The organism is Lysinibacillus capsici, assembly GCF_020217405.1.
Taxonomy (GTDB): Bacteria; Bacillota; Bacilli; order Bacillales_A; family Planococcaceae; genus Lysinibacillus; species Lysinibacillus capsici.
The window spans coordinates 422,212-440,842 of record NZ_CP084108.1; the positions used below are offsets into that span (position 1 = coordinate 422,212).

The following is an 18,631-nucleotide window of genomic DNA, read 5'->3' on the forward strand; positions in this document are numbered from 1 at the left end:
GCTTTAATGATCTTCAACCATGCTTTGAAGCTGAGCCAATTTATTATCCCAAAATAAATGAAAGTATTGGAGCCAATCTTCAATCTCCTTTAAACGCTCACTATGCAGCGTATAGATTTTTTCACGACCTTTTTTTTGAGCAGAGATTAGCTCCGCCTGTTCCAATATTTTTAAATGCTTTACAACAGCCGTTCGACTAATTGTAAAATGCTCAGTAATATTGGAAATAGGTCTGTCGCTTGCTGCAAGGAGCTGTAAAACACTTCTTCTTGTGGGATCAGCGATTGCTTGAAAAACATCATACTTTATGGCTGCTTCAGTCATTAGAATTCAGCAGCCTCTTTTAATTTATGATTAATAATCATTGTCCATCCGTTATCCATATTAGTACGTACGGCTTCAGTAGCAGTGTTTGCTTTAGGAATAATATGTGAAGCTTCCTTCCAGCCACCATGTGTTAAAGTAAATTCAGTAAGCTTGCCTACTTCTTTTAACTCAAAAGTTACGAACCAGCCATCTTGATCCCAAGCAAATCGTAGAAAGTGCGGTGCATCTACACGTTCTACTTTACAGGGTGATGGGCCGAACGGTGATTGAATAGTGAATTCGTACCCTTCGATAGGTTGAAAATCATTTGGCATAAACCAAGAAGCTATTTTGTCAGCTGTTGCGACAGTCTCCCAAACTTTTTCGATAGGGGCATTCAATGTAATTGTTTTGACAATATCCTGTAATTTTTCAGTCATGTTCCAATACTCCTCTTTGATTGATGAATGATACCTCTGTGTAATGATATTCAACGTTATTAAGTCCACAGCCAGAGGAATCTGTATAAAATATAACCGTAAGGTGTTATGAATATATAACACCTTATGGTTATATGTCAACGGAAAAATTTCGTATCTTTCTGTTGGTCTTGGCGTATGTTACAATTACTTTTATAATTTTCTGACAGAAAGGGTGGCGTAATATGGTCAATATATCTGTATTCTTAGTTATGTGCATTTTACTTATTATTTTACCTGGCCCTGATACAGCGATTGCAACAAAAAACACACTGACTGTAAGTAGAAAGGGCGGTTTACAAACAATCATTGGTTCTTGTTGCGGTTTATTAATTCATACTTGTGCGGCTGTTATTGGCCTTTCGGCGATCATTGTGAAATCTGCCTATATATTTGCTGTTTTAAAATATGTTGGTGCGGTTTATTTATGTTATTTAGGAATCAAGACCTTGTGGACAATTCGAACACAATCTCCAGTTGTACAAGATGAAGCAAGTATAGAACACAAATATTCTCAACAATCCTGCTTTAAACAAGGGTTTCTCACAAATGTGACAAATCCAAAGGTCGCAGTATTTTTCCTAACATTTCTCCCTCAATTTGTAGTTGGAAATAGTGGAACATTTTTTCCTTTTTTAATAATGGGTCTCATTTATACAGCATTAACAATGCTATGGTTTATTTTCTACGTGTACCTTTTAGATCGAATTAGTGCATTTATGAAAAAACCATCAACTAAGGCAGTAATTGAAGGATTAACTGGTGCAATATTAATTGCGTTTGGCATTAAATTAGCATTAGAAAAAGCGCACTAAAAAATACACCACTATAAAGGTGGTGTATTTTTTGTTGGTAGTTATTAAGATAGGGTCGTTTCTCTCTTTGAAAAATTTCTATTTAGGTTGGCTTATATTTGTCAGTAGAAGATTTTTAAGTCTTTCTTGTAAAAATTTTTTCTTTTCTGCACGTTTTTTATAGAAAGAAAAAGATTTTATAACAAATAAAGCAACTAGTATGATGACAATCAATGAAATAAATGAAAATAACATCGTAAAATCCTCTATCCGATTCGTTACATAGAAAGTTCGTTAGTAACAAAAATTTTATTCGTAATAACAAAGGTTAATAATATATTTAAAGCAATTAATTTTGGTCTGCCTTGTTGCTGAATAATAATGTGAGAAAACTTTAAATTAGCTATACGGTTAGCTAATGTATACTCCTCGGCTCCTGTTACCTGTCTACCATCGGGGGTACATCCTAAAACAAAATGCCCAGCGTAAGAATTCTTGAGCACATAGGGATGCATGGATTGATAATGAACTTCCATGATCGTATCTGCCTCAATCATATAATGATGAGTTACTAGAAATTTTTTTAACGCGCCTTTTAGGTCAATGGCGATGGCTGTATCAGCTAGAATTGTGCGAAAATAAACAGGCACGATGTTGGCATGTTTAATATAAGGCTTTACCTCAATGCAGATTTCACCAGAATGTTGTACAAATAGCTGAATAATTGCTTGATGAATTCCATCTGTTAAAGTGACCATAGTATTTCCGAAATGAGCACTTTTAAAGAAAATACTGTCATCAGCAATATAGCCAACAGCAATATGACGATTCTCAATATGTAGCGATTTTGCTTTCACTCCTAAAACTTCCTCACAGTTCTTTAATTCATAAACATGTTGCTGAAATGTAAGACCTAAATAATGCCTATTAACTATTCGATTTTCAAGCAATTGCTTCAACATCTGTTACATCTCCAATCTTTGATAAATTATGACAATATTTATAATTGATTGTAGGTCATATAACTCTCAAAAAACTCTCCAAAAGTCGAAAAGATGCGTATAATGGCAGGGGTGAAAATATCTAAATTTTATAGTTCAACCCATTGCAAAGGATTAAAAAGAAAGGATGGAGAATTTATTGCTGAAGGGTAGTACTTGTAGTTGCTTTTATAACAAATACAAATATATGGAGAAGATAGTGATGGAATTAAGAGATTTAAAAGCCTTTATGGCTGTTGTTGAGCATAGGAGTTTTACAAAGGCTGCACATGATTCCTTTGTATCTCAGCCTTCATTAAGCAAAAGTATTAAAAAATTAGAACAATCATTACAAGTTGATTTGTTGAACAGATCAACGCGTAATGTAGAACTTACTGATGCAGGTAGTATTGTTTATAATCAAGGGCAAAAAATAATGCATGCTGTTCAAGAACTACATATTTTGCTAGACGATTTATTAAATATTAAAACAGGTGCTATCAAGTTAGGGATTCCACCTTTAATTGGAACATTATTTTTCCCTGAAATCGCTAGGGGATTTCATCAGCTATATCCTGAAGTACATTTAGCACTTATCGAACGTGGTGCAAAAATGGTAGAAATGTTAGTTGAAAATGGAGATGTTGATATGGGCATCGTTGTATTACCAGTAGATGAAAGGAAGTTTGCTGTTCAATCCTTTATAGAAGACCAGTTTTATGTCTTTATGAATGAATCTCACCCCTATGCACACCAGAAATCCATAGCTTTACAAGATTTAAAAAATGAAACGTTCATTATCTTTGCAGAGGAGTTCACGCTTCACGACTATATAATTAAATCCTGTGAAAGTGTTGGTTTTACACCTACAATCGGCTATAAAAGTTCACAGTGGGACTTGATTGTAGAGTTAGTATCCTCCAATTTAGGGGTTACATTGTTACCCCATTCCATTGCAGCTAAGCAAACAAATACCAATGTGAAAATAATTCCATTAAATGATTTTGAAATGCCGTGGCGTTTAGGGATTATTACGAAGAAAAATACATATCAATCTTATGCATTAAAACAGTTACTTGAAATGATAGGTAGGAATGGGGAAAATAGATTTATTCCATATAGGAATAAGTAGTATTCTAATTAATTCCTTTACTTGTAAAATAGCAATGATGTAGAATTTTCCTTAATAAACGAGCAATTCAGGGAGGTTTCGAGATGGGGAATGGCAAGGTATGGAGTTCGTTTGAAGAGGCGATTGCGGATATTAAGGATGGAGATACATTAGCTGTAGGTGGCTTCGGGCTATGTGGTATACCCGAAAAATCAATCGCAGCATTAGTGCAACAGGGAACAAAGGATTTAACCGTTGTCAGTAACAACTGTGGTGTAGATGACTGGGGATTGGGTCTACTATTAGCAAACAAGCAAATAAAAAAAATGGTTGCTTCTTATGTAGGAGAAAATAAGATTTTTGAACAACAATTTTTAAGTGGTGAGCTAGAAGTAGAGTTGACACCGCAAGGAACTCTTGCAGAGCGTTTGCGTGCAGGTGGAGCGGGAATTCCTGGTTTTTACACAGCTACAGGGGTTGGAACGCCAATTGCTGAAGGAAAAGAAGTGAAGGTTTTTGATGGCAAAGAATATATTTTGGAAGAAGGTATTGTTGCTGACTTTGCTCTGGTCAAAGCATGGAAAGCCGATAAGCTAGGAAATTTAGTTTATAGAAAAACATCACGCAATTTTAATCCATTAGCTGCTATGTCAGGGAAAATTACAATAGCTGAAGTGGAGGAAATTGTAGAAGTAGGCGAGCTAGATCCCGATCACATTCATACACCAGGGGTTTTTGTACAACGTGTATTATTAGGTGAAAATTACGAGAAACGTATTGAGCGTTTAACGGTGAAAAAGGGGGAAGCATGATGGATACAAGACAAAAAATTGTTAATCGTGCAGTAAAAGAAATAGCCAACGGTATGAATGTCAATTTAGGCATAGGTATTCCAACACTTGTTGCGAATGCGATCCCAGCCGATTATGACGTACTCTTACAATCCGAAAACGGACTTCTCGGTATTGGTCCTTATCCAGTAGAAGATGCAGTAGATCCTGATTTAATCAATGCAGGTAAAGAAACAGTTACGGCAGTTCCAGGAGCATCCTTCTTTGACAGTGCAGAATCATTTGCAATGATTCGCGGTGGACATATTGACCTTGCCATCTTAGGAGGTATGGAGGTATCGGAAACAGGAGATCTTGCTAACTGGATGATTCCTGGGAAAATGGTGAAGGGCATGGGTGGCGCAATGGACCTCGTCGTTGGTGCCAAGAGAGTGATTGTCGTCATGGAGCATGTAAATAAAAATGGTGAATCTAAAATTAAAAAACAATGTGAACTTCCACTAACGGGTAAAGGTGTCGTACATCGATTAATTACAGATTTGGCTGTATTTGATTTTACGAAAGATGGCATGCAACTGATAGAATTAGCAGATGGTGTTTCTTTAGAGGAAGTAAAAGAGAAAACCGCTGCTCCTTTTAGCGTCGCTCTTATACAATAACTTCAGACCTAGGACTGTTTTCAGCGTTATGGTCTTATTTTACAATAATCTAAAAGGGGATTTCATAACAATGGAACAACAATGGACAAATGAATTAGCAGTCGCACAGGTGCGTGTAGCAAGACCAACCGATCAGCTAAAGGAAGTAGAACGGTTTTACTGTGAAGGTGTCGGATTAAAGAAAATTGGTTCGTTTACAGAACATCGTGGCTATAATGGTTTAATGATTGGTCTTCCAAATGCAGGTTATCACTTAGAATTTACAGAGCATATTGACGGTAGCCCTTGTCCAGCACCAAGTAAGGACAATCTACTCGTACTTTATATCCCAAACAGAGATACGATTCGTCATATTGCCGAACGTCTTGCGGTCATGGGATATCCCGAAGTTGAGCCTGAAAATCCATATTGGGCTGAAAAAGGGGTAACCATTGAAGACCCGGATGGCTGGCGTCTAGTATTCATGAATACGGAAGGCATTTAAATAGGAAATTTTAAGCACGAGCACGTATGTAGTCTCGTGTTTTTTGTAACCTAAAATACCCACCGTAGTATATAATCTGTTTAGGGGGTTACTAAATGCAACGAATAATGACATTAATCAAATGGTGTGAGGTTTTGGAGCAATCGAAGTTCAAACCTTGCCTTGTGTTAAAAATTAGCATGACATGTATTAGTAGTATTTCAGCATTAAAGGAATATAAAGTATTACAAACGAAATTGCCTAAATATCTTGTCATTGTACAAATGGATCGGGTAATTTCAAATGCTATTGCCTGTGATCTTCAAGTGAAGCACGAATCACCTCAACTAATAATCCTGCAGGGTGGTAAAGGAATTTGGCAAGCAACTCACTACAAAATAAAGCACTCTCTTTTAGAAAACGCTATAGAACAATATGTAAAAAAAGATACTCCACAATAGGCTGTGGGGTATCTTTATGTGATTAATCTTCCAAAGCCTCATCTTCATGATAATTTGTAGCGCTAGACTCGATATCGACCTGTAGATAATTGGCCCAGTCTATTTTGTGAAAATCCTCTTCACTAAAATAAATATTCAAAACCTCAGTCATTGTTTTGTCCCCATCAGGTTCAGTGAGAGGAGCATACCAAGTAATAGCCGGTGTCTTCACATTTTTTAATTTGGACAAATCAGCGAAAATTTTAGTAGAATCCTTTAGCATCTGGCTTTTCGATCCTTCTGTTACATCTGTATCTTGTATGGAAATTGTGACAATACCGTCTTTCGACTCATCCACAGAGAATTCGTTTTTCACAATCGCGCCTACAATATCTTCAACATTCGTATTTTGATCGACTGCCACTTCCTTTGGTTCAGCGCTCTTTCCACAAGCTACTAACAGTAGTGAAGTAAAAACCAATAGATAAATTATTTTCTTCAATGTCATAACCTCCCTTGTTACTCCATCTATGTGCAAAATGGGAGGGAATTATACAAAATACAAGAAGGTTGTCCTTACTTTTTATGAATGGTTAGGAAGTGATTGAATAAGGAGAAGCGGAGAATAGCCAGAATATAAAAAAGCACCTTAACCAAAATAGCTAAGGTGCTGTATCAATCATGTATAAAAAGCCGCGTATGCCGTAGTTATTATAGAAAGTTTTAAACCACCACTCCTCAAAGTGGGTGTTCGCAGAAGTTTTCCTGCTTATCCTCATGCACCGTAGTGTGAGGCCCGTCATTTCAACTCCAATAATAAAACTCCCTTTTACAGCTTAAAGGTTAAAACTTAATATTATACGAACAATGCAGCCTTTATGGATATAATAAAGCATGATCGATAAACATGCAAGTAAGATGATAATGGCAAATTAGTCAATGGGCAAGTGTTCCAAATCGCGTTATAAACATCTTGTACTACCTTCAAAAAGGTGCTGATGTTTCATATTTTTTTCACAAATGCGAACATAAAATACGAACAACCTTTGCTAAATAAGGTCGACTATGTAAAGATAGGAGCATAAAGAGGATTTTCCTAGTAAAAAGTAAAAGGAGGTAGTAAAAATGGCAGCTTATCCGAATTGTCCAAAATGTCATTCTGAATATACATATGAGGATGGAGCAAACTATGTATGTCCAGAATGTGCACATGAATGGAGTATGGACGCAACTGAACACGAACCAGATGCACTTATTGTAAAAGATGCAAATGGTAATCTGTTAGCGGATGGCGATTCAGTTACTGTTATTAAGGATTTAAAGGTGAAGGGTAGTTCTTCCACTTTAAAAATTGGGACAAAGGTAAAAAGTATCCGTTTAGTGGAAGGCGATCATAACATCGACTGTAAAATTGATGGCTTTGGTGCCATGAAATTAAAATCAGAATTTGTGAAAAAGGCCTAACAAACAAAATGCACCTCAACTTTGATAAAAAAGTTCAAGGTGCTTTTTTGTTTATTGAAAAACCCTACGTAATAGAATGGCAAAAGCTGCGCCAATTAAGGCGAAAATGGTATGTAAAAGTGCGATGTAGCCAGCTCCCATCACTAGCGTTCCTATTTCGGTTAAAGAAAAGGTTGTAATATAGAGCTCATTATTAAGATTATTAATGATAGCCCAAACGAATACAGGCACAGAGCTTATGATAAAAACAATCCATATGTTTTTATAGAAAAGGTAAGAAAGACAGCCGAAAAGAGCATATGAGATGACAAAGCCCTTTTGATTGCCGAGTAAGGAAGAATTAATGGCAAACATAAAGGATAATACAATAAATATGATATGAAAAAAGGATAATGTTCTTTTCATGGGTAAGTATGCGTTCTGAGTTGATGAATTGACTACTAGCTGCTGACATTGCTGACAAGTTGTTAGATGCCGTTCGACAAATTCTATTGTTGATGCTTGAAGCAGTTGTTTTTTATAAAGAGGTATTAAATCTTCTATAATTGAGCATTCCTGTGACAATACTTTCCCTCCATTCAATCTCTCCTCATTATACGACTTTTTGTGGAAAATAAAAAAAGCCTTCCGTGAATTTTTCAATCGGAAAACTTGTACATGCACCTTATTAGTTTGATGTTAATACTTCATTTGTTAATGCTTGAATATCGATATGTGTTTTTTCCTTTACTGCGTCCTTTAAAATTTCTGTGCGGAAATAGTGGACGGTCGCTTCAAGCGGAATAGCCAAGAGTTTTGAAAGGGCTGATTGGTACATATAGACAAATTCTTTGTCAGTATTACCACGCTTTAATTCTGCGAAAGCCTCGTAAAACTGGTCGAGTTTATCAGCAAATTCAAGTAGCCGACCCTCTAAAGTATGATCCTTTCCTTCTTTCATCCGTTCAAAGAAAACAGCCTGAAATTCTTGTGGGATTTCATTGATGATAAATTTTTCCATCATCTTTTCTTCCACGTGTGCGAGCATTTGCTTTAACTCTGGGCTAGCATGTTTTACTGGTGTCTTAATGTCACCAATAAACACTTCCGCAAAGTCATGATTGATTGTCTTTTCATATAAAGATTTCCAATCAACTGTTGCACCGTGCATTTCTTCTAACGTTGCGAAAAACATCGCATATTGTGACACTTTCCAAGAATGGGCTGCCACATTGTGCTCTTCAAATTTGAAGCGACCAGGGCAACGAATAATACGCTCTAAATCATTAAGACTTGTAAAAAATTGGTGAATTCCTATAAAAATCACTCCTTTTTGTTTTATAAGTGCATGTTACTATAAACAATACCCTCTTTATACGGTTTTCAAACAATTTAACAATGATTCAAGCTGTGTTTACAAAGGATTCACAATTGCTGATAAAGTAAATTCAGCTTGAATGCTATAATGAAGGGGACTGATGAAAAGGGGAGTACACAGCATGTTTTCCATTTATACACTTCTTCTTTATATACATATTTTAAGTGCTATTCTTTCGATTGGGCCTTTGTTCGTTGTGCTCACCATTGTAAAAAAAATGCGTACAGCTTCCATGGATGACATGCCACCATATATAGAAGCCTTTAAGGGGGCCATTACGCTAGTCAAACATTCGGGGCATGTACTAGTAGCCTCGGGTATTTTGTTAATGTGGCATGCGGGCTATTATTGGAATACCTCGTGGATTGTATTAACCTTCCTCGTGATGTTTGCATCCATCGTATTTCTAGCAAGAGCGTTTAAACCAACGTTGCGTACTTTTAACACACCAGCATTTAATCATCTACAATTTGTTTCACTGTTGCATCGTAAAACATGGATGTATATAGTATTATTGCTTATTATGCTATGGCTGATGGTAGCAAAGCCCGTTCTTTGGTAAAAAAGATAATGTCATCTGCAAAAAAGCCCTTTTCACAAGGCGAGAGGTTGATTTCCGTTCAGCCAGCGTCCTTTCCAGGGGGCGTCCGATGAGCCGCTAAATCCCTTAGGAGTGACGCTGGCTTCTCTTCAATCAACCATTCTGCAGAAGTGTCTTTTCCTTATCAGCAGTAGCGATCAAATAACCCATTATTTGAATTAGGGCTTTTATTTTCAATGTGGAGAAGTGATGAGTGACGATACTCCTCATTAAAATGAGTAGTTAACACCTTCACTTTATTTGAAAAACTTTGCTAAAAGAAAACATTTTCACCTTTCATAAAGATTCTATTAATTGGTTTGTTTTTCAACACTATGAAAAAATCGCACCCTTAAGGAGTGCGATTTTTTTAGCTTACTAAGCGTTTAAAATAACTTTTTCGAATGAATACATAGCTAATGAGGAAAAGTACAAAGAAACAACAAGAGCTAGCTATGGAAACTTGTAAAAATGCTGTAGAAACCATTGTTCGCATAGCCAAAAGGGTAATTAGCAAGAGTGTAATAGCTATGGTGAATGGTACAAAAATAAGAATCGCCAATTCTTTAGTGATAATGGTAGCTAATTCATTTCTAGAAAGTCCTAACTTACGGATACCAATATACTTTTCCTTCTCTTGTTGTAATGTTGTTTGTAAATAGAAGTACAATATACTCATGGCTGCACTTAAGAAAATTAGACTTAACATGGAGCCGATAAAGAACATGACGCTTTTGACAAACATCTCTGTGTTATATAAATCAATTTTGGATGTTACATAACGTTCTCCAGGTAAAGAGGGTAAGTTATTAGTAATTGTATTCGCCAAATTTGTATGGGCTGTCCATTCTTCCAATTCATAGATATACGTTTTATAAACAGGGTAGTCAATGGTTTTGTAAATGTCATCAGGTACAATGAAATAACTTTGTTGGAAGCCAGTAGATAGCAGATTTTGCTCATGGGTGCTGGCTAGTTTGAAAGACTTTATAAACAGGTCGCTGGCAGTGTTTATTATTGGCGCTTCACCACGATTACCAGCGGCGGCAATAAACTCATCTTTACTTAGTTTGATTTCCTGATGCTGTATCAGATTAAAATTTGATAAAGGCATATAGCCAATACGTTGATCTTCGTTTGATTTAAATTCAATAAAATACTTGTGAGCTTCAACCGTTGATAAAGTATTTTCAAGATAATCAAGATCAGCCTTGACCATGTTGTCATCAGCTTTTGGATCAGCAATATATTGAAAGCTATATGGATAATTTTCTTCACTAGTCTTTTTTACATTGTAATAAGAGCTAAATAAAATACTTGTACATAGAAAGACACCGCTTAATAGGATAGTAATGAGAAACAGCATATTTGCATGTGATTTCATTTTTGCATTTAAATTGGACGCCAAAAGCATATTTGTTTTTTGAAGATAGGCAGGAGACTTTTCATATATTTTCAAAAACAAACGAAATCCTTGTGTAATAACTAAATAAATCGTACAAAGAATGCTAATAAAAAATAACAGATAAAAAGGACACTTAACGTGTCTACAATGGAATGCTCGATTTTTAGCAAGCAAGCTAAAGTGGCAGACATCAAAATACTTAGTATTAATAACCCATAATGAGGCTTAATAGATTTCTCGATAACTGTATCACTTTTTAAGAGTTGGATAGACGCTTCTTTATTAATGAACCTCGTAACAACTGTCGATATCACAACAAATAAAATCAGAAATAATCCTATGGTTATACTAATTGCTTGAAGAGGCATGTACATACCAAATGTTTCTGCCTTTAAAATGACTTTTGCACCCATTAAGAAAAGAGGTATAATGACAAGGCCGAGAACGATAGCTGCCAGAATAGCTAAAATGCCAATTAACAGATTTTCACGGAAGACCAGCTTACGAATCTGCTTCATGGAAGCCCCAGTAATCATAAATATTCCTAAGGTCTTGGTCTTCTTACGTAAAAATGCTGTGATTGAATAGGTAATGTAAATAAAAGAGAATAAATAAACGAGCATACTAGCTAGCATTAAAGAAATTCCAAGTGTAGAGTCTGGATCGAGGCTCTTCAGATTTGGATGAAAGACGATAACAGAAAATAGAAAGAAAATAATAATAGAAAACATACTACTCAAGAAGTAAGAAACATACGTCCATTTGTCACGTAAAATATTTTGAATCACAATATGATTAAAGCTCATGCTGTCCACCACCTAGAAAAGCAAGCGTGTCCATAATTTCCTGATAAAATTGCTTACGGTTGTTGCCTCGATGTATTTCGTTATATAATTTCCCATCTTTAATAAAAATAATGCGATTGGCAAAGCTTGCCACATAAGGATCATGTGTCACCATGAGAATAGCCGTATCAAGCTCTTGATTAATTGAGGAAAATAAGTTCATGACATCATTGACAGCCTTTGAATCCAAGTTTCCTGTAGGCTCGTCTGCTAACAATAAACTTGGCCCATGTATAACGGCACGAGCGATGGCTACTCGTTGTTTTTGTCCACCTGAAATTTCATAAATACGTTTCGGCAATAGTTCCTCGATACCGAGAAATTGAGCGACATCCTTTAAACGTTGAAGCATTTTTGAAGCAGGTAGGCTATCTAATGTTAATGGCAATAAAATATTTTCTTTCACTGTTAATGTATGCACAAGATTAAAATCCTGAAATACAAAACCTAGTTCAGTGCGTCTAAATTTGGCGAGGTCCTCATCATTTAATGCGTAAGGATTATGATTGTTTATGAAGATATCGCCAGCGGTAGGACGATCAATAGTGGATACACTATTTAAAAATGTTGTTTTCCCACTACCTGAAGGTCCCATGACAGCTACAAATTCCTGTTGCTGTAGCTGAAAATCGATACCGTTTAACGCTTTATAGGTGATCTCACCGATATATTCCTTGTGCAAATTGGTTACTTGTAGTATGGCGTTACCCAAATTAAAACAACTCCTTTATGGTCATTAGATACCTTTAGTATAGAAAAGGAGCGGCACATAACCTATTTCTCTTGATGACGTGAAGATGACAAAGTTGTCATCTTCATTTTTTAAGACTGTTTGAAAAATTAATGGAAAAAATAGTGACATGCTCAGAAGATTGTAAAGTGAAGGGGTGCTCTAGTGTAGTTAATATTTTTTTCACTAGATATAAGCCTATACCTGTTGCTTCGCCACTTGATCGCCCCTTCATACCTGTATAAAATAAATCAAAGACTCGTGCTATTTCGCTAGAAGGGATGGTCTCACCACGATTGGTTATGTGTAAAGCCTCATGTTCATAGTCGATATGAATGGTGCTTGCCATTTCACTATATTTAATGGCGTTATTTAATACTTGATAAAGTACAATTTTTAACCACTTTCGATCTGAATAAATGATTTGGTCTTCAGCAAACGTCAGCTTTGGAAAAACTTCTCTTATGATAAAAAAATCCTTCAAATCATTGATGACTTCTTGCACGAGCCCTTTTAAAACAATAGGTTCAATTTTTAAATCAGCTACTAAATGTGATGTGCGCTCATACGTTAATAACTGATTGAGGGTAAATGTCAATTTATTGCACTCTTTATTGATGGTATGCCATTGCTGCAATTCATCAGTGGTCTTGTTGGGTGTAGCTTGAACGATTAATTGAATAACAGATAAAGGTGTCTTCATTTGATGTGCAAAATGTGATAGAACAAGTTGCTTCTCATGTGCTTGTTCTTCCAAGCTTTGCTGTTGGGTTAAAAATAAATACTGTATTTGCCTTAGCTTTTTACTATAGTATTGCTCAATAGCTGCACGTGGTTCAAATAAATGAAGGTCATCTTCTGTGTGGATACTTTTTTGTAAATGATGATAAAATTTTCTTCTTCGATAATAACGACCAAGTAGCCACAGAATAAACAGAAAGCTGACAAGAAAAATAAAGTAGGCATAGTGTGCGGATAGGTCATCTAATACATGAATAATCAAAGGTAATAGGAGGAAGCTTATGCTATAGAGAATAATGATACTAAGATGATCTCGAAAGAATAGCTTCATTTACCTTTCTCCACCAATTGATATCCAAGACCACGAATCGTTTTAATCTCAAGTTGAGAGTGTACGGTTTCAAATTTTCTACGTAATCGGCCAATATTCACAGACAAAGTATTTTCCTCAACAAAGGTTTCATCATCCCAAATAGCACTTAAAAGCTTTTGACGCGGCACTACATTAGGGTAAGCTTCGAATAATAACTTACTAAGTTGCATTTCTTTTAGCGTTAACAGGCTCTCATTGCCTTTTGTTTGAAGACGAACTGTATCTGGATTTAAGGTAGTATTGGCTATTGTTATGGTTGAAGTCTCGGTTAAAGCATATTCACCATAGGTACGCCGAAGTAGTCCATTTACTTTTGCCATGAGGACATCCAATGAAAAGGGCTTTGTAATAAAGTCATCGGCACCATTTTCAATTCCATATACTTGATCAATATCATTTACTCTGGCAGAGACAATGATGATGGGACAGGTTGAGAGTTGACGGATTTTCCGTGACCAAAAATAGCCATCGTAAGTCGGGAGATTGATATCCATAATGACTAGGTGTGGTTGTATCGTATTAAACTCTTCAATAATGTGTGGAAATTGTTGTACAGTAAAGCATTCAAACTGATATTTAGCTAAATGCTCGACAATCAGTGAAGCTATATTTGCATCATCTTCTATTATGTATATTTTGTACATACCTATCGATCCTTCCTTTATTCTATATGTATAATGTACCCTCATTTCAAAAAATCTATAGAAAAATTGTTATTTTAAACTTGAGAAAAGAGTCACTACAGATTCAAATTGGCACTGTAATGACTCCTGTTTTTAATCTTTAGGTATATGGAAAGTAACATTTGTACCCTGATTAATAGTACTTTGAATTTGTAATTGTTGGCCATAAATTCTTTTAAGTCGTAGATTTGTATTTCTTAATCCTATACCAGAGCTTGTCCCTTTGTAATCTTCTTGCAATTCCTCCAATTGAGTAGGGCTAATTCCCACACCATCATCAATCACACTAATGGATACATAAGTTGTAAATTCTTTAATACGAATACAAACAGTACCGCCTTCTTCTTTCTTTAATATACCGTGTCGAATGGCATTTTCAACTAACGTTTGTAAAGAAATTGGAGGAATATCAATTTGTATTGTTTCATCAATATCCCATTCAATCTGAATTAATTCTCCAAATCGCTGCTGTTTAATGTAAAGATACGAACGAACTAAATCGAGCTCATGCTGTAGTGGTACTACTCTTTGAAGATTTCGGACATCGAAGCTAGCATGTAAATATTCACCAAAGTGATGCATTAAATCAATCATTCTATCTGTATCAATAGTACTAAGTGAGGCAATGGTATTAAGTGTATTAAATAAGAAGTGTGGTTGGATTTGAGATTGCAGCCAAGCACTTTCTAGATGTAGACGTTGTTGAATACTATATTTTAAATCAATTAAAGCTCGACTTCTTACTTTTAGCTCTAATGCATTAATAGGTTTTGTTACATAATCATTAGCACCGTAGGCAAAGCCTGTATAAACATCTTCAGGGTGCTTTCTTATCGTCAATAATAAGATGGGTAATTCCAGTAATGAGTATTGTTTTCGTATTTTTTGAATCACAGCATAGCCTGAAATATACGGTAGCATTGCATCAACAATTACTAAATCCCATGCTTCTTGCTGAATGAGGGCTAGAGCTTTCTCACTGCTTGTAACAGTAGTAATTTCGTATTCAGAGATAGAAAATATACTTTTCATGGTTGCTAAATTCATAGGGTCATCATCAATCATTAAAATCCTGAAATGCTTATCTGACACCATGGATAACTCTCGTTCATTTGTTGTGGATAGCTGAGTTTTAGCTTGTGCATTAAAGGTTGCGTATTCCTTATTTTGTGTGCTTTCATCTGCAAGAGGTAATGTAAAATAAATATTCGATCCTTTGTTAGGAATAGATTGTATATTTAACGTACCACCATGCAATTCAATCAGTTTTTTTGAAATAAGTAGGCCAATGCCAATGCCTTCATCATATTCCTGACCCTGTTCATAGGGAGAATACAAAAGACTTTGTACAACATTGTCCATTCCTTGTCCAGTATCACGAATGTGGATAATAGCCATATGCTGTTTTTCACGAGCAATAATTTCTATAGAGCCTTCACCTGTGTACTTTAGGGCATTATGCAAAATGTTAAATAGGATTTGAATAAGGCGATTTTCGTCGGCTAATACATTTGGGAAATCTGGTGGTACTAAAGATACCATATGTATTTGCTTACCATTTGCAATAAAGCGGAGGATATCAAAAACTCCATAAACAGCACCTTGAAGATTTACACTTTGTGTATGAAGATGTAAATCTCCTTCTTTTAAACGAGTAAAATCCTGTATGTTGTTTAACGTAAAGGACATACTTCTACCTATATCGATTAGGTGTTTGAGGTTTTTTTCATCTTCAGTAACAAGTTTGTTCTGTTTGTTGTCATAAATGGATTGACCTAGGGTAATCATCCTATTCATTGGACTCCAAAGTTTCTCTGCATTGCTTGTAAGGAATTCATCTTTTAAAGCATCCTCGTGTTGTAGCTTTGTCACTAAGTTTTGAATTTGCTGAGAGTTCTCATGAAAACGTTTGAACCAATAGCTAGAAAAACCAAGCATGATAAATAAATAATCGAATGGATAAACGGGAATATCGAATACGTATATAGATTTAATGAAGCCCCATATAATACCATTTGTTGTGCCGATAGCTGTTAGTGCAATAAAAGCAGAGCTTCTTTTTTGGTTTTCTAGATACTCTCTAAGAGCCAGTATCACTACGTAAAGAAAGGATACTAGATAAAGTACGAAGAAAATATTCTTCGTAGGTATCAGCCATGGCATTGGTAAAACAATCGTGAGTATTGCATTCAAAATATAACAAGCAAAAATCCATTGAAATGTTTTAGTGTTGTGATATTTGACTAAGAGGACTCTCATAAACTGAACAAAGAAAAAGGAGGCTCCTAGGAAAATAATAGTAGAAAGCTTATAGGACCATACATAATTCAGATGCAACCAATCCAGTAGGGAGCGATCAAACGTAATTAATTCATCTGCTAAGGGCAAAAGAAAACCAAATGTGAAAAGTAAAACGATAGATTTTCGATAGATGAACAAATATACAAGTATGCTAAAAAGAGAGAATATGATTAGCATAACTACAATAGTTGAAAGAGATAGCCCTACAATTAATTGATGATGCGTCATTGCTGAAGCAGTGCCAAATAAAATCCTTTTATTAATAATAGGACTTGTAGGTGTATCAAAATTAGATACATGAAGTGTGAGATTAATTTCAGATTGCGTATTAGTAAAATAAACAGTATAAGGTGCAGCTTGGCCTTCATGGTCTTCCGCATTATCTGCTACTTTTCCTGATTTACCTACTAGCTTTCCATTTATATATAAGTTTGAAGCAGTTGATATAGCAGGGATACGAATGGCATATCGATCATTATATGAAGTGTTAGGTAGCAGAATTCTTAACTGATAAGTGCCATAGGGTTGAGTTGTTCGCTCTTTTTTTAATGCAGGAATATTTTGTATATTATAGGTATTGCTATGACTCTCTTTGTTACCTCCCTTATTTTCAGAATTCACAAATTGTCCGGGATAATAGATCCACCCTCCATCCAAAGAAATAACTTCTTCCGATATAGTCAAATTGTTTATGTTGACCACACCATCTTTGGCACTAGGCTGATGTGTAGAGGGGAGGAAATAGTTTAACCATAATATCCTTAGAAAAGTAAGGGCTATAAAAATGGCAATAATAATAAGTAGATGTCGGGTAGAAGCTTTTCTCAACACAGCAATTTTTCCCTCCTAATGAATCTCTATCTACCATGCCACGAAATTGGAAAAAAGAAAATATAATGGATAATAAAAGAATGCTTTAAGCCTATATAAATAGAACAATTTGGAGTTAGTAGTACTATCGATTTTTTCCTTTTAAATTGAAAAAGGAAAAAATCATTAGTGTTTAAGTTTTCTTTAAGAGGTTTAACGTATGATGATTGAATAAGTATATCAAAATTTAAACATAGATAAGATTAACGACAAAACATCTCAATGGGAGAAATGGTCTATTGTGGGTAAATTCAAGTTAAAGTTATCGTTTCTTATTATTAGTGTGACAACTATTGTTGTCCTCATGACATCTAGTATTAGTATTTGGATTAGCTATCGGAATTTCAATGAAATTTTGAAGGAACATAAAGCAAATGTACAAGAAACTTATGTAATGGAAGTCTCGACAATTACGGAAAGCTATTTACAAGATGCTAAGACAGATGACCATTCATTAGAGCCGTATACGCAACAAATAGTTGATACTTTATTTGGTGAAAGAATAGTGTCCTTCAATTTGTTCTTTAAAAAAGTCCTAGGCCCAATCATAATAGTTATAGCAACTATTATGGGATTTGCTATTTGGTTTGCTATCAAAATTATACAGCCTCTTAAAGAGCTATCGAAAAGGATTGAAGAAGATGAAGGAGTACAAGGGATTGAGGAAATCGCTGATTGGTATCATGAGGTAAATTTATTGAAAAAGAATGTTCAAAATATGATGATCTGTTCGGAAAGTAAAATCAATGACTTAACAGAGCAGTTGAACTTAGATTCATTAACAGGGATTCTTAATCGCAGAAGAATGGATCAAATTTTACACAAATTAATTATTGATAAGGTTCCGCATGCCATTATCTTAATAGATTTAGATGATTTTAAAAGTATAAATGATACATATGGTCATACTGTAGGGGATGAAGTTTTAAAAGCCTTTGCGATTACTATGCAGAGCAGTGTCGGGGAACAAGGTTTTTGCTTTAGATTTGGCGGCGAAGAATTTATGGTCATCTTACCTTCTATGAATATAGAGGATGCAGTCCAACTAGCAGAAAGTCTCCGAATTAAACAAGCTTTACAAGAAACTGTGTGTGGGAGATCTGTGACAATGTCTGCTGGAATTACGGCTTTTACCCCTAATGTCCAGAGTCCCAATCAACTGATAGAAATTGCAGATCATGCTTTATATAAGGCTAAACAATCTGGAAGAAACTGTTTATGTATTGTAAGTAATATGAGACAAATGATTGTTAAATAAT

The 18,631-nt window shown here is 35.3% G+C and carries 19 protein-coding genes, 1 other RNA gene and 1 pseudogene; 9 read left to right on the forward strand and 12 right to left on the reverse strand.

From position 1 onward, the window contains the following. Positions 1 to 3 precede the first annotated feature (3 nt). Both LCP48_RS02075 and LCP48_RS02080 read right to left on the reverse strand, forming a co-directional pair. On the reverse strand, positions 4 to 324 hold the full coding sequence (locus tag LCP48_RS02075) for an ArsR/SmtB family transcription factor (RefSeq protein ID WP_004229838.1): 321 nt from the start codon (positions 322 to 324) through the stop codon (positions 4 to 6). Beyond that, positions 324 to 746 carry an SRPBCC family protein gene (locus LCP48_RS02080; RefSeq protein WP_004229836.1) on the reverse strand — a complete coding sequence of 141 codons (423 nt, stop codon included), beginning with the start codon at positions 744 to 746 and terminating at the stop codon, positions 324 to 326. Before LCP48_RS02080 ends, LCP48_RS02075 begins: the two co-directional genes overlap by 1 nt. A gap of 224 nt (positions 747 to 970) precedes the next feature. On the opposite strand from LCP48_RS02080, the gene LCP48_RS02085 reads away from it, so the two are divergent. Next, complete coding sequence (locus LCP48_RS02085; protein WP_009373732.1) at positions 971 to 1,600, forward strand: LysE family translocator; 630 nt, start codon at positions 971 to 973, stop codon at positions 1,598 to 1,600. Positions 1,601 to 1,857: 257 nt separating this feature from the next. Here LCP48_RS02085 and LCP48_RS02090 read toward each other — a convergent pair whose 3' ends face one another. Continuing rightward, entirely contained in the window at positions 1,858 to 2,541 is a 684-nt protein-coding gene (locus LCP48_RS02090; protein WP_004229831.1) for a hypothetical protein, read from the reverse strand. A gap of 241 nt (positions 2,542 to 2,782) precedes the next feature. Here LCP48_RS02090 and LCP48_RS02095 point away from each other — a divergent pair, with 241 nt between their 5' ends. From LCP48_RS02095 to LCP48_RS02115, 5 genes are all read left to right on the forward strand, one after another. Beyond that, positions 2,783 to 3,691 (forward strand): LysR family transcriptional regulator, encoded by a 909-nt coding sequence (locus LCP48_RS02095; RefSeq protein ID WP_004229830.1) that lies wholly within the window; start codon positions 2,783 to 2,785, stop codon positions 3,689 to 3,691. An 83-nt stretch (positions 3,692 to 3,774) separates the two neighbouring features. Continuing rightward, complete coding sequence (locus LCP48_RS02100) at positions 3,775 to 4,482, forward strand: CoA transferase subunit A (RefSeq protein ID WP_004229828.1); 708 nt, start codon at positions 3,775 to 3,777, stop codon at positions 4,480 to 4,482. Further along, positions 4,479 to 5,120: a 3-oxoacid CoA-transferase subunit B gene (locus LCP48_RS02105; RefSeq protein WP_081456923.1), complete on the forward strand. Its 642-nt coding sequence runs from the start codon at positions 4,479 to 4,481 to the stop codon at positions 5,118 to 5,120. Before LCP48_RS02100 ends, LCP48_RS02105 begins: the two co-directional genes overlap by 4 nt. Positions 5,121 to 5,190: 70 nt before the next feature. Next, positions 5,191 to 5,604 (forward strand): VOC family protein, encoded by a 414-nt coding sequence (locus LCP48_RS02110; RefSeq protein WP_004229824.1) that lies wholly within the window; start codon positions 5,191 to 5,193, stop codon positions 5,602 to 5,604. Positions 5,605 to 5,699: 95 nt separating this feature from the next. Further along, positions 5,700 to 6,044, forward strand: coding sequence for a monothiol bacilliredoxin BrxC family protein (locus LCP48_RS02115; RefSeq protein ID WP_004229822.1), 345 nt, complete (start codon positions 5,700 to 5,702; stop codon positions 6,042 to 6,044). 22 nt (positions 6,045 to 6,066) lie between these two features. Here the strand turns inward: LCP48_RS02115 and LCP48_RS02120 are convergent, their stop codons facing one another. Beyond that, positions 6,067 to 6,531, reverse strand: coding sequence for a hypothetical protein (locus LCP48_RS02120; protein ID WP_225340620.1), 465 nt, complete (start codon positions 6,529 to 6,531; stop codon positions 6,067 to 6,069). Between the two features lie 178 nt (positions 6,532 to 6,709). After that, a non-coding RNA gene (ssrS, locus tag LCP48_RS02125) (6S RNA) lies at positions 6,710 to 6,902 on the reverse strand. Positions 6,903 to 7,148: 246 nt separating this feature from the next. Between ssrS and LCP48_RS02130 the strand changes: the two genes are divergently transcribed. Further along, positions 7,149 to 7,487 carry a zinc ribbon domain-containing protein YjdM gene (locus tag LCP48_RS02130; protein ID WP_004229817.1) on the forward strand — a complete coding sequence of 113 codons (339 nt, stop codon included), beginning with the start codon at positions 7,149 to 7,151 and terminating at the stop codon, positions 7,485 to 7,487. Positions 7,488 to 7,538: 51 nt separating this feature from the next. On the opposite strand, the gene LCP48_RS02135 is transcribed toward LCP48_RS02130, so the two are convergent. Both LCP48_RS02135 and LCP48_RS02140 read right to left on the reverse strand, forming a co-directional pair. Further along, complete coding sequence (locus tag LCP48_RS02135; RefSeq protein ID WP_004229815.1) at positions 7,539 to 8,051, reverse strand: zf-HC2 domain-containing protein; 513 nt, start codon at positions 8,049 to 8,051, stop codon at positions 7,539 to 7,541. A gap of 103 nt (positions 8,052 to 8,154) precedes the next feature. Further along, on the reverse strand, positions 8,155 to 8,793 hold the full coding sequence (locus LCP48_RS02140) for a YfbR-like 5'-deoxynucleotidase (RefSeq protein ID WP_004229813.1): 639 nt from the start codon (positions 8,791 to 8,793) through the stop codon (positions 8,155 to 8,157). Positions 8,794 to 8,965: 172 nt separating this feature from the next. Between LCP48_RS02140 and LCP48_RS02145 the strand changes: the two genes are divergently transcribed. Further along, positions 8,966 to 9,406 carry a hypothetical protein gene (locus LCP48_RS02145; RefSeq protein WP_004229811.1) on the forward strand — a complete coding sequence of 147 codons (441 nt, stop codon included), beginning with the start codon at positions 8,966 to 8,968 and terminating at the stop codon, positions 9,404 to 9,406. 388 nt (positions 9,407 to 9,794) lie between these two features. Here LCP48_RS02145 and LCP48_RS02150 read toward each other — a convergent pair. The 5 genes and pseudogenes from LCP48_RS02150 to LCP48_RS02170 all read right to left on the reverse strand — a co-directional run bounded on the left by LCP48_RS02150 (position 9,795) and on the right by LCP48_RS02170 (position 17,333). After that, positions 9,795 to 11,635: pseudogene (locus LCP48_RS02150) on the reverse strand (FtsX-like permease family protein). Then, positions 11,625 to 12,386, reverse strand: coding sequence for an ABC transporter ATP-binding protein (locus LCP48_RS02155; protein WP_004229809.1), 762 nt, complete (start codon positions 12,384 to 12,386; stop codon positions 11,625 to 11,627). The pseudogene LCP48_RS02150 and the gene LCP48_RS02155 overlap by 11 nt, the downstream one beginning before the upstream one ends. A 103-nt stretch (positions 12,387 to 12,489) precedes the next feature. Further along, complete coding sequence (locus LCP48_RS02160; RefSeq protein ID WP_004229808.1) at positions 12,490 to 13,476, reverse strand: sensor histidine kinase; 987 nt, start codon at positions 13,474 to 13,476, stop codon at positions 12,490 to 12,492. Next, a complete protein-coding gene (locus tag LCP48_RS02165) occupies positions 13,473 to 14,162 on the reverse strand; it encodes a response regulator transcription factor (protein WP_004229805.1) in 690 nt (229 codons plus the stop codon). The genes LCP48_RS02160 and LCP48_RS02165 overlap by 4 nt, the downstream gene beginning before the upstream one ends. A 132-nt stretch (positions 14,163 to 14,294) precedes the next feature. Beyond that, complete coding sequence (locus LCP48_RS02170; protein WP_225340621.1) at positions 14,295 to 17,333, reverse strand: hybrid sensor histidine kinase/response regulator; 3,039 nt, start codon at positions 17,331 to 17,333, stop codon at positions 14,295 to 14,297. 280 nt (positions 17,334 to 17,613) lie between these two features. Between LCP48_RS02170 and LCP48_RS02175 the strand changes: the two genes are divergently transcribed. Further along, positions 17,614 to 18,630: a GGDEF domain-containing protein gene (locus LCP48_RS02175; RefSeq protein ID WP_004229802.1), complete on the forward strand. Its 1,017-nt coding sequence runs from the start codon at positions 17,614 to 17,616 to the stop codon at positions 18,628 to 18,630. Position 18,631: the final 1 nt, after the last annotated feature.